This window comes from Pseudocolwellia agarivorans (assembly GCF_002000085.1).
Lineage (GTDB): Bacteria > Pseudomonadota > Gammaproteobacteria > Enterobacterales > Alteromonadaceae > Pseudocolwellia > Pseudocolwellia agarivorans.
This window is the reverse complement of sequence record NZ_MUZU01000002.1, coordinates 1-12,562: the sequence shown is the minus strand read 5'-3', so window position 1 is coordinate 12,562 and position 12,562 is coordinate 1. Positions and strand designations below refer to the sequence as shown.

Annotated in this window: 10 protein-coding genes; all 10 read left to right on the top strand. The window is 35.5% G+C overall.

The window, feature by feature from the left end:
• Nucleotides 1–299: 299 nt before the first annotated feature.
• The 10 genes from B0X80_RS03150 to B0X80_RS03110 all read left to right on the top strand — a co-directional run bounded on the left by B0X80_RS03150 (nucleotide 300) and on the right by B0X80_RS03110 (nucleotide 12,422).
• Nucleotides 300–1,484, top strand: coding sequence for a thiamine pyrophosphate-dependent dehydrogenase E1 component subunit alpha (locus B0X80_RS03150; protein ID WP_077338378.1), 1,185 nt, complete (start codon nucleotides 300–302; stop codon nucleotides 1,482–1,484).
• Complete coding sequence (locus tag B0X80_RS03145) at nucleotides 1,484–2,461, top strand: alpha-ketoacid dehydrogenase subunit beta (protein WP_077338377.1); 978 nt, start codon at nucleotides 1,484–1,486, stop codon at nucleotides 2,459–2,461. The genes B0X80_RS03150 and B0X80_RS03145 overlap by 1 nt, the downstream gene beginning before the upstream one ends.
• A gap of 10 nt (nucleotides 2,462–2,471) precedes the next feature.
• Nucleotides 2,472–4,037, top strand: a complete 1,566-nt coding sequence (locus tag B0X80_RS03140; RefSeq protein WP_077338376.1) for a dihydrolipoyllysine-residue acetyltransferase — start codon at nucleotides 2,472–2,474, stop codon at nucleotides 4,035–4,037.
• 224 nt (nucleotides 4,038–4,261) lie between these two features.
• On the top strand, nucleotides 4,262–6,085 hold the full coding sequence (locus B0X80_RS03135) for a protein kinase domain-containing protein (protein ID WP_245825379.1): 1,824 nt from the start codon (nucleotides 4,262–4,264) through the stop codon (nucleotides 6,083–6,085).
• 197 nt (nucleotides 6,086–6,282) lie between these two features.
• A complete protein-coding gene (locus B0X80_RS20630) occupies nucleotides 6,283–6,405 on the top strand; it encodes a hypothetical protein (protein WP_281252986.1) in 123 nt (40 codons plus the stop codon).
• 227 nt (nucleotides 6,406–6,632) lie between these two features.
• Entirely contained in the window at nucleotides 6,633–7,178 is a 546-nt protein-coding gene (apt, locus tag B0X80_RS03130; RefSeq protein ID WP_076419130.1) for an adenine phosphoribosyltransferase, read from the top strand.
• 7 nt (nucleotides 7,179–7,185) lie between these two features.
• Nucleotides 7,186–9,375 (top strand): DNA polymerase III subunit gamma/tau, encoded by a 2,190-nt coding sequence (gene dnaX, locus B0X80_RS03125; protein ID WP_077338375.1) that lies wholly within the window; start codon nucleotides 7,186–7,188, stop codon nucleotides 9,373–9,375.
• Nucleotides 9,376–9,461: 86 nt separating this feature from the next.
• Entirely contained in the window at nucleotides 9,462–9,788 is a 327-nt protein-coding gene (locus tag B0X80_RS03120) for a YbaB/EbfC family nucleoid-associated protein (RefSeq protein WP_076419128.1), read from the top strand.
• 337 nt (nucleotides 9,789–10,125) lie between these two features.
• The gene (locus tag B0X80_RS03115) at nucleotides 10,126–11,124 is read left to right on the top strand and encodes an ABC transporter substrate-binding protein (RefSeq protein ID WP_077338374.1); all 999 of its coding nucleotides are present in this window, start codon (nucleotides 10,126–10,128) and stop codon (nucleotides 11,122–11,124) included.
• A gap of 95 nt (nucleotides 11,125–11,219) precedes the next feature.
• The gene (locus tag B0X80_RS03110; RefSeq protein WP_245825378.1) at nucleotides 11,220–12,422 is read left to right on the top strand and encodes a GGDEF domain-containing protein; all 1,203 of its coding nucleotides are present in this window, start codon (nucleotides 11,220–11,222) and stop codon (nucleotides 12,420–12,422) included.
• Nucleotides 12,423–12,562: the final 140 nt, after the last annotated feature.

Genomic DNA, 12,562 nt, shown 5'->3' with positions numbered 1-12,562 from the left:
TTTTTTCGATTTATATTCCTCATGTTTTAGGCAAAAAAAGTCTTAGTTACCTCGTAACGTTTATTTTACACAGCTTACTTTAAAAGGCTTTAAAGGCTTAGTGTAAACTATATCATACAAAAGCATCTGTTTTTTAAAGGCGTCGTATTATGCATTTTTTTGTAATTAAGTTTACGTGAACGTAAAGTTTAAGTCGTGAATATGAAATCAATACAAACAAGTTGATTTTTGAATCTATACTTATCAAAAGCATGAAAAATAATAAGTATTTTTTGTAACCGTACTAAAAAGAGATCGCTATGAACCGTGACGAATATAAACAAGGATTGGATGTACATACTCCTGTCTTTATTGATGGTCATTCAGTCGAAATTCCAGTTCTTAAAATTCTTAACCACGATGGAACCGTGTTTCCAGGAGCAGAATTACCTGAAATTAATCAAGAGCTTGCTGTTAAAATTTATCAATCATTCGTCTTTCATCGAGTATTAGATGAACGTATGGTGGCATCACAGCGTCAGGGACGATTAAGTTTTTATTTGACAGCATTAGGTGAAGAAGCCACTACTATTGGTGGTACTGCGGGCCTTAAGCCACAAGATATGATCATGGCGCAATACCGCGAACAAGGCGCTTTAATTTTTAGAGGTTTTAGCCTTGAAAATTTTATGAATCAAATGTTCAGTAATGAGAAAGATTTAGGAAAAGGCAGACAAATGCCTATTCATTATGGTTCAAATGATTTGAATTACATGACGGTATCTTCGCCTTTAGCTACCCAAATTCCTCAAGCTTCAGGTTATGCCTACGGACAAAAGTTACAAGGTTTAGACGCTGTAACTTTATGTTATTTCGGTGAAGGTGCTGCGTCTGAAGGTGATTTTCATGCGGGTTTAAATATGGCTGCTGTACATAATGCCCCAGTGATCTTTTTCTGTAGAAACAATGGTTATGCTATTTCTACTCCATCAGATGAACAGTTTAGAGGTAATGGTATTGCATCACGTGGTGTAGGGTACGGGATTAAAACCATTCGTGTAGATGGTAATGATGTTTTAGCTGTTTTAAAAGCAACTCAAGTAGCTCGTGATTATGCGGTTAAAGAACACAAACCAGTATTAATTGAAGGTATGACTTACCGTTTAGGCGCACATTCTACCTCTGATGATCCAACGGGTTACAGAACACGTGAAGAAGAAGATAAATGGCAAAAAAATGATCCTGTTTTACGCATGAAAAAATGGATGGAAGCTAATAACTGGTGGGATGACAGTCAAGAAAATGAGTTGAAAGAGCAGTACAAAGAGAAAATTTTAGCGGCAGTCAAAGTGGCTGAAAAAATCGATAAGCCACCTGTTGAAGATCTTATTACCGATGTATACGACATACCAACACCTCAATTAACACGTCAGTTAAATGAATTAAAAGAACACATTAAAAAATACCCTTACGCTTATCCGTTTACTGCAGGGAGAATTAAATAATGGCACAAATGAATTTATTACAAGCGATTAATAACGCACTAGATATTGCCATGTCTGAAAATGATAGAACCTTGTGCTTTGGTGAAGATGTTGGTCATTTTGGTGGTGTTTTTAGAGCAACAAGTGGCTTGCAGGAAAAACACGGTAAAGCGCGTTGTTTTAATACGCCACTTGTAGAGCAAGGTATCATTGGCTTTGCCAACGGTTTAGCTGCACAAGGCAGTGTTCCTATTGCTGAAATACAATTTGCTGATTATATTTTTCCTGCTTTTGATCAAATTGTGAATGAAACAGCAAAGTTCCGATACCGTAGTGGTAACCAATTTAATGTAGGTAATTTAACTATTCGTACCCCTTACGGTGGTGGGATTGCTGGGGGCTTATACCATAGCCAATCACCAGAAGCGTATTTTGCACACACTCCTGGATTAAAAGTTGTGGTACCACGTAACCCTTATCAAGCCAAAGGCTTATTGTTAGCTGCTATTCGAGATAAAAATCCCGTTATATTTTTTGAACCTAAACGCTTATACAGAGCATCAGTAGGCGAAGTACCTGAAGAAGATTACCAATTACCACTTGGTAAAGCCGAAGTTGTTAAAGAAGGTAAAGACATTACTTTACTTGCATGGGGCGCTCAAATGGAAATTATAGAGAAAGCTGCCGATTTAGCGGAAAAGTCTGGAATTTCATGTGAAGTTATTGATTTACGCTCTATTTTGCCATGGGATGTTGACACTGTTTCTGCTTCTGTAATCAAAACAGGACGTCTATTGATCAACCAAGAAGCTCCTTTAACCAATGGGTTTGCCAGTGAAATAGCAGCAACAATACAAGACGAGTGTTTCTTGCATTTAGAATCTCCTATTGAGCGTGTGTGTGGCATGGATACACCATATCCATTGGCATTAGAAAAAGAATACGTAGCAGATCACCTTAAGGTGTTTGAAGCCATCAAACGTAGTGTTAATTTTTAGGGGATTTGAAATGACCATCGATTTTATATTACCAGATATTGGTGAAGGTATTGTTGAATGCGAGCTTGTAGAATGGCTTGTATCAGAAGGCGAACACATAACAGAAGATCAGCCTATTGCTGATGTAATGACTGATAAAGCATTAGTACAAATTCCGGCTATGCATAATGGTGTTGTTAGAAAACTCTATTATCAGCAAGGTGAAATTGCGAAGGTTCATTCGCCGTTATTTTCAATGACGGTTGAAGGTGATAATGAAAGTGAAGAAGTTGTTGAAGTGGCAACTCAGCAAGAAAGTACGGTATCCAATGCAGCTACTGAGCAAGTAACAAGGTCGAATTCAATGAAAATAGAAGACTTTATTTTGCCTGATATTGGTGAAGGTATTGTCGAATGTGAACTTGTTGAATGGTTAGTAAAAGAAGGTGATTTAATCGAAGAAGATCAACCTATCGCTGATGTAATGACAGACAAAGCACTTGTTCAAATTCCCGCTATGCACAAGGGAAAAGTGACTAAATTGTATTATCAAAAAGGTGATATAGCTAAAGTTCATTCACCTTTATTTGCTGTTGAATATTTATCTAATTCAGTGGTTTCAGCTGCAACTACGGTAGAGCCAGAGAAGGTAGCTAGTCAACCAGTAAGTAAACCAATAGCAGTTAAGACTGAAACTTGTGCGACTAATGTTATTAATAAAAAAGCGATAGCAAGTCCAGCCGTACGTAGAATTGCAAAAGAACTTAATATAAACATTAATGAAGTTGTGGGTTCTGGTAAAAAAGGCCGAGTATATAAAAAAGATATTCACGCTTTTGTTGAAGCACCTAAAGCAAGTGATATGAGCACTACAACGCTTGTTAAATCAGGTGGTACACGTACAGAAGCGATCAAAGGTATTAAAGCGGTAATGGCAAAAGCCATGGTGGATTCAGTTTCTACTATTCCTCACTTTACTTATTGTGATGAAATTGATTTAACCGATTTAATTGCAATAAGAAGTGAGTTAAAAGAACATTATGCTAAGCAAGATATTAAATTAACCTTAATGCCTTTCTTTATGAAAGCTATGTCGTTAGCGTTAACTGAATTTCCTATTGTTAATACCCAAGTAAATGCAGATTGCACCGAAATTACTTATTTTGATGATCACAATATTGGTATGGCAGTAGATTCTAAAATAGGTTTGTTAGTACCTAATGTTAAGTCAGTACAAACTCAATCTATTATTGATTTAGCACAAGAAATTACACGCTTAACAAACGACGCACGTTCAGGTCGTGTTGCAGCAAATGATTTAAAAGGCGGTACTATTTCAATCTCTAATATCGGTGCAATTGGAGGAACGATTGCTACTCCTATTATTAACAAGCCTGAATCAGCTATTGTTGCATTAGGTAAGTTACAAAAACTGCCTCGATTTGATGATATGGGGAATGTTACCGCACGTTCAATTATGCAGGTAAGTTGGTCGGGCGATCATCGTACTATTGATGGTGGGACTATTGCGAGATTCTGTAATTTATGGAAATCGTATTTAGAAAATCCAGCGTTAATGATGATGAATATGGCGTAATAGCGTAAAAAAATGCCCCACACTAAAACTTCAGTGTGGGGCTAGATAGTTTGTAACAAACTAGTCCTAAATAGGGGGGATGTACCTAATACAGCGAGCAACGCTTAATTAAGTGGTTCCAATAATAAGGTGGTTTTATTGCAAATTAATGACAGAAACTGTTATAAGATAAAAATAGTGTTAAAAGTTCGTCAATGACAAAAATTCAATAAAGGTGTTAACCCTTGTCTGAAAAAAAACTTCAGCATTTTTATATTGCAGAAGAACAATCCATTTATTTAATGAGCCACAAAGACGCCACCAAACTTAAAGAATGGTTTAAGCTTTGTCAGCAACAATTAAATTCTCTTGGTTACACCAATACTTATTTATTAGGTAAGGGCGCTTACGGTTTTGTATTCAATGCCGAAAATGAAAAAAAAGAGCAATTTGTTTTTAAATTTTCTCGATTAAACCTCCCTCAAAATGTACAAGACAGATTAGAAGAAGAATCTGAAATTCAAGCTCAATTAGCACACCCACAAATCCCACAAGTTATCGAATATTATAAAATCAAGCGACAATCTATTCTGCATATGCAAAGAGCTCCAGGTATAGATCTTGAAAAAGTATCATTTAAAAGAGGACCTCTACCTCCAGAGCTTATTGTAAATATAGCAATTCAGTTAACTGAAATTTTGATTCACTTACGTACTAGCTCATTGCATAAAACAGGTAAACCTTATGTACATGGCGATATTAAACCTTCTAACATTGTTTATGATGAAGAAACTAACAAGGTCTATTTAATTGATTGGGGGTCTTCTGTAATCGCTCAAGTGGATGAAAACGGCAATAGCACGTCGAATAATGTTATGGATTTAATGAGTAGCGATCTTCAGCAAACTAATGCAAGACTAGGAGATGTTTATTTTATTGGCCCTGAACAAATAAATGGTGGGTTATCATCGCCTCGCTTTGATGAGCAAGGTTTAGCCGCTACCTTATACGCATTAGCTTCAGGCCAATCATGTCGTTATGGTAATCATGTTATTACGCCTACATCTTTAGGTTTACCTATTTTACTCGCTAAAATTATTGAAGGCATGTTGAGTGATGATCCCGTAGTTAGACAAAAAGCAGGTGACCATTTATTTAGTCAATTTAAGTATTTAAAAAGTATCGTATTATCAAATACGCCTACTATTCATCATGCTAAACCACAAATCCCCGTATGGATAAAAAATGGTAATACCGATATTGATACGGTGGTATACGGTTCAAGAAAATCTTTTCTTAGAGAATTGAGCTATAAAGATAGCTTAGATGATATTGATGACGTTCAATTAGAAAAATATTATAAAAACTACTTAATGGGTATGGGAGATACCGAAAAAGCCTTTATTGCCGCAGTCAGCCGTTTAGGTAACTTTCCCGTAGTCGGTGGGTTAGCTATTCGTTGGGAAAAAAAGGGCGTATATATTGACTCTAATTTAACTATGTTTGATGAAAGCTTACGATTCTCTTTTGAAAGCGCCGTAAATAATATGGTGAGTTTAGCCCAAGGAATATTTCGAATTGGTGTTTTTAAAAGTTGTTTGTTTAACGCTAAAAATACAATACACGTAGAACGTGATGACGAATTACAACCTTTTATTGCACAGAATAACCAAGTTATTCCCTTTGATGTGAGCGATATACCTGAAATAGATGATGCAACTAAAGTGCATTCATATTTTGAAGACGGTAAAGATCCCGACGAATATCTTTATTTGCCTGATGAAATAATGACAGTGATCAATCGTCTTAATTCGATCCATCATACAGGTTGTCTTATTTTTGAAGTGTTACCTAAACATTTAAAAATACACAGTTATTTAATGCTACTTAATCACGAGAAAAAAGAAGAATTTGAACAATGTTTCAAAGACATTATTGAATTATTACCTACCATAACAGGTTTAGGTATTTCAGGTTTTATGAAATTACCTTACAAAGACACGCGTTTTTTTGAACATATTAATTGCGTGCCTGATCGCTTTTATCCTAAAAATCCTAAAGTAAGTTAAACTAAAAGATGAACTGAAAAGAGAAGCTATTCTTTATCTGTTTATCTTGAGTATTGTTCAGTTGACGCTTTTGGTAACGTGAGCTTGAATAAGCGATCTTTATATTAAAAAGTTATTGATCTAGATCAATTTATACTACATTAAAATAACGAGTTAGGTTAACATATGCGCCCTAATTTATTTAAGAGAGTGCTAGTATGTCTGAAGATACTAATTTTAAAGAATCATCTCATTTTGGTCATTTGCTGATAGCAACACTTGTTGCGTTAGCTATGCCATTATTACCTATGTTAATGGGCTGGTATGCAATGCTATCTTAATGATTTTAAGCCTATTATATCGACTTAATTAATAGGCTTAATTTTATCGGCTGGATTTATGGATTTTAATTAGCTTAATAAATAGTCATATCTCATCTTTTATAATTATTGTTCTTCTTTAACTTACCTGTTTTCTTTTTTATTCACATTACCGCCCTCATATCACTATAAAAACAAGTCAAATTGATTTATTCTTTAGGGATAATTTTATTAGCTATTTTTATCAGATGACCCAACAACAAATAGAAACAATTAAGCAAGCTATTCATACTGTTCCTGACTACCCAATTGAAGGTATTTTATTTAGAGATGTCACAGGCGTATTAGACGACGCAAAGGCATTTGCTTTAACTATTGAGTTATTAGTTGAAAAATATCAAGGTCAAGGATTCACTAAAGTTGTTGGTACTGAAGCAAGAGGTTTTTTATTTGGTGCACCTTTAGCCTTAGCGCTTGGTGTGGGGTTTGTACCCGTGCGCAAGCCGGGTAAATTACCACGTGCAACTTTTGCCCAAAGCTATCAACTAGAGTATGGACAAGACACGCTAGAAATACACCAAGATGCACTTAAGCCAGAAGATAAAGTGCTTATTATTGATGATTTATTAGCCACTGGCGGCACCATTGAAGCAACCACCAAGCTTATTCGAAAAATAGGAGCTGATGCTTCTCACGCCGGGTTTGTTATTTCTTTACCTGAACTAGGCGGAGAAGAAAAGCTAGCTGGTTTAAACCTCAATGTTTATTCATTGATCCAATACGAAGGTAAATAGGCTTTTAATGAGTTATCAAGTTTTAGCAAGAAAATGGCGTCCAAAAAACTTTAAAGAGCTAATGGGGCAAGAACATGTCGTAACGGTTCTTGTAAATGCGCTCGAGCAACAACGCTTACATCATGCCTATTTATTTACAGGTACGCGCGGTGTCGGTAAAACCACCATAGCTCGAATCTTTGCTAAAAGTCTAAATTGCCAAGTGGGTATTACTTCAGAGCCTTGTGGTAAGTGTGATACTTGTTTAGATATTGATTTAGGTCGATTTGTTGATCTTATTGAAATTGATGCAGCATCAAAAACCAAAGTTGATGACACGCGTGAAATTCTTGATAACGTTCAGTACGCGCCAACGAGCGGGCGTTATAAAGTATATTTGATTGATGAAGTACACATGTTATCGCGTAGTAGTTTTAATGCGTTACTTAAAACCCTTGAAGAACCTCCTGAACACGTAAAGTTTATTCTTGCTACAACAGATCCTCAAAAATTACCCGTAACGGTATTATCACGCTGCTTACAGTTTCATTTAAAAGCATTAACCGTTAGCCAAATTGAGCAGCAACTTAATATTATTTTGCAGGCCGAAAATGTACAAGCTGAAAAAGGTTCAATAACCTTATTAGCAAAAGCTGCTCGTGGCAGTATGCGTGATTCATTAAGTTTGACGGATCAATCGATTGCGCAAGGTGCTGGCGAAATAACCCTTTCAAACGTACAAAAAATGCTGGGGGGCGTAGATCAAAACTGGGTATATAAAATACTTATTGCCTTAATTAAGCAAGACTCAAAACAATTGATGGAGCTGTCGTTAAATATCGCCAGTTATTCTCCAAGCTATAGCCGATTGCTTGCTGAGCTAATTCAACTCTTGCATCAAGTAGCTATGGTGCAAATTGTTGATCGTCATTTTGATTTGCCACCCGAGCATGAAGTGTTACTGAAAAAATTTGCTCAAGCTATGTCAGCTGAAGACGTACAATTATATTATCAAATTGTATTAAATGGTCGTAAAGACTTGCCTTATGCTTCCGATGAACAAGCTGCTTTCGATATGGTGTTATTGCGGTTATTAGCATTTAAACCCGTAACGAATGCTAATGAAATTCCAACTTCTGTTAATTCTTCAGCTAACGTAGCATCAACAAGCGTTAATTTTGAAAATACACTTCCAGCTGATTCAATGGAAAAAGAACCTACTGTTGAGCGAAAACATAACGAATCTCCATTGAGTGATTATCAATCAAAGACACTGCAGGTAAATGAGCAGCACGTTGAAGATCAGCTAGAAAGTGTTGTAGCGCCAATAGCTCAAAATGCGATAGATAATATTCATGCTTTGGAAAGTTCGACAGAAGAACAGCATATTCAATCGCAATTGTCAGCCGAAATGGAAAGCATTGAACAACTTGCTGCAGAACAAGTGCAACCTTTAGCTCAATCTGAAGCACCTATTTATACAGAGCCTCAACCTGTAGAACAAGCTCCTATTATGGAGCCGAGTGTTGAGCCTATTGCTAATCCATTAGATTTTCAGCAAGAACAAATAGCAGAACAGTCTGTTGAAACGGTTACGTATTCAAGCCCAATAGAGTCAGCCTTAGCAACACGAAATATTTTACGTAGTCGAAAAAAGGAAATGGAGCAAAAAGCAAAAAAGTCGAATGACGTCGCAGGGCGTCAAACACCAAGCGCTGACGAAAATACAACAAAGAATGATGCCGTAACACCTGAAGCTCCAGCACCTATTGAAATGGTGATTGATGAACCTTATCGTGAAGAGCTTATTGATCCCGCGATTATTAAGTCAGCGAATCAAGTTGATAAATGGGCAAACATGATTGATTCTATGGCGTTGAGTGCACGTATTCGACAAATAGCGATTCATGCAACCATTTCAGAATCATCTACTGACGAACATTTAATTTTATTGCTTGACCAATCAACTAAACATTTAAAAACAGACACGGCAGTGCAGCAACTTCAACAGAGCATTTCAACTTTTTTATCAAAACCAATTAATGTTGAGATAAAGGTAGTTGAAGAAACTAAAGCTGACCCATATAAAATACAAGTAGATATTAACGATAAGCGATACCAGTACGCGGTTAATTTACTCAAAGAAGATGAAATTATTCAAGCTTTACAGCAAGATTTTCAAGCACAATTAGACGAAAACACAATCCAGGCGCTATAACAAAAATTGTAATGTAGGTAGCGTAATACTTGAATTTTATGTGGTTAACAATTATTGTTGGCGACAAATACTTTTGGAGACTATAAATGATGAAAGGCGGAATGGGCAACTTGATGAAGCAAGCCCAACAAATGCAAGCAAAAATGGCTAAAGCTCAAGAAGAATTAGCTCAAATGGAAGTTACCGGTGAGTCTGGCGCTGGCATGGTCAAAGTAACCATGACAGGTAGCCACAACATACGTCGTGTTGAAATCGATGACAGTTTAATGGACGACGACAAAGAAATGCTTGAAGATTTAATTGCCGCTTCATTTAACGACGCAGTACGTCGTGTAGAAGAGCAAAACAAAGAAAAAATGGGCGCACTTACTGGTGGGATGCAATTACCTCCAGGGATGAAAATGCCGTTTTAGTTTACAGGCGTAAACATTCTAAAAAAGTCGGCTTATAGTCGACTTTTTTGTTTTTAGTGTTTATCTCGTCCCAAAGAGCTAGTTTATGTAGGTTTTATGCAGCGTAATTTATTTCGACAAAGTTCCTGCACGGATGTCTGTACTTAGGTTTTTTTTGGAAGATAAAGACGTTCTAATTCGAGTTTGATTTTGCATTTAGATAGGGCTTGAGGATATCTAATAGAGGTTAAATTTTTATAGATAAAATCTATTTTTCTCCTTAAATCGTTCATCTATTATTTTAATTAGTATAATTGTGTCTATACTCATAAAAGCATTCATTGTTAAGTTGTAGACCTTGAGTAAAAAAAAATATTTATTATTATTTATCACCGTACTTACTGTTAGCATAATTATATTTTATCCTAGCTTTCAGTATTTATGGCAGCCCCCAAAGTACCCTGTTTTAATTGCAGTGTCTAAATCTCCCTTATCGACTCCTTTTTATATTGCCAAAGCAATTAATGCGTTTGAAAACACTTGTGTAAGTGTTGAATACGATGATGTTATTGGAGGGCAACTAGCATTTGATAAGGTGATGAGTAGCGATGTAGATTTTGGCACTAGTTCTGATTCAGTTATCGCGTTTCAAAGCCTAACTAAAAAGTCATTTGTTACACATGTCACGTTCGTGCAATCAGATAATGATCTCAAACTTTTAACTCGTAAAGCAGATAAAATTAGCACGGTAATAGCTCTTAAAGGAAAAAACATAGGTGTAACTAAAGGAACCGCCAGTGAATACTTTTTAAGTACTTTACTTGCTATTGATGGCTTATCTATTGAAGATGTTGAACTTTACGATTATAAACCAGAAGAACTTGTTAATGGCTTTGCTATGAATGAAGTTGAAGCTATTGTTCCTTGGGAACCTTTTGCTTTTAATGTTGTAGAGAGGTTTAATGATCAAATAAGCGTTCATGATACAAAAAACTTCAATACCATAAACTTTAATTTAATTTCTAAAAAAGCAGATGACTTACTGGTAAAAAAAGCGGCGTGTGTTATTCAAGGATTAAACACTGCAATTGCATATATTGCATTGCATCCGGAACAGTCAAAAACAATAGTAAGAGAAAAACTTAATTTAACACCATCATTTATTGATTGGGTTTGGGCTGACTATATTTTTAAACTTGGGTTGAATCAATCACTAATCTTAAATATTAAATCTCAAGCTGCATGGGCAATAGAAACACAAATGAGCAAATATAAGGTTATGCCAAATGTAGATGCTTACCTGGATAAAAGAGCCATGTTACAGGTTGAGCCTGAAGCCGTGAATATACCGCTATAAGCGAGGATAATAATATGAAAGTATGTTTGTCGGATAGCATTTATTTTTTTAACATTTATTGTTGTTTCTTATTTGTTCTTCTTGTAGGTAGCGTATTGTGGTCATCAGAAAAAGTAAAACTTGAACTTAGTCGTGAGCACTATACGCAAAAGGTTGCGAACTACGCTAATACCTTAAAACAACTTATTGTTAGTGATGACATCTATGATAACGATTATGACGCAGGAGAATGGTTAGAGTCACAAAGTAAATTACTACATTTACTTCAATCTTCTCCAAGCTTAACCGCGCAACAACAAATTATTCAAAACAGTATTGCTAGCCAAAGTAAGAATGTTAAACGTCTATTTACTAAAATTACTGAAAATAAATTAAAAAATGCTGATGAGTCGATAAAGAAACTTTTAAAATCAAGGCTAATGACACAATTAGAAGTTATTAGTGCAGACTCTATGCAGTTATCAGGCATTGTTCAGCAAGATATTTATAATGTGATCAAACGGCAAGTATTGTTCATTTTAATAGCACTTGGTGTTAGCCTTTGCACTTTATTGTATGGTTCTTTTAGGCTCACTAGGGTTTTTAGAACATCGTTAAAAGAAATTAAAACAGCCTTTGAAAAAAATCATAGTGGAAGTTTTCAAAAAATAACGCTTTCAAATCACTCTGATGAATTTGCAAGTATCGTTAACGCCTTTAATGGAATGAACAAAAAATTAAGTGAAACTACCGTATCTTTAGAGGTAATGAAGAAGGTTATAGAAGATAAAACTCGTGTTTTAGAAGAGCTTTCTAATACGGATCCTCTCACTAAAGTTGCAAACCGACGAGCTCTTTTTGAAAGAGGAAATATGGAGTTATCTCGTGAAAACAGATACCACAACAATTTGAGTTTAATTCTAATAGACTGTGATTATTTTAAAAATGTTAACGATAAGTATGGTCATCAAGTGGGTGACGAATTACTCAAACATATTTGTAACGTTTGCATTAAAGAGATACGAAGTGTTGATTTTTTAGGACGCTATGGAGGGGAGGAATTCATTATTATTTTGCCTGATTGTGATTTAAAAGGCAGTATAGAAATAGCAAAACGTATTCAACACTCTTTAAGCGAAAATAATTTAATTGTAGATAATAAAGTATTAAAAGTTACATTGAGTATGGGCGTTTCTATGCTAACGGATAAACACAAAAGCTTTGAACAATTAATTTATGATGCAGACCAAGCTATGTATGTAGCAAAAGAAAAGGGTCGTAATAGAATTGAAATCAGTGGCGTCCATAGTATACATTAGATACATGTTTTTTTGATAATAGGGCAATGGTTAACGGTAGTGTTCAAAAATCTGTGTCATTTCAGTAAACTAGTAAAAACAGGAATGACACATGACAAATCAATTCAATTTCGAAGATGCAGTTAAAGCACTTCAAGCAG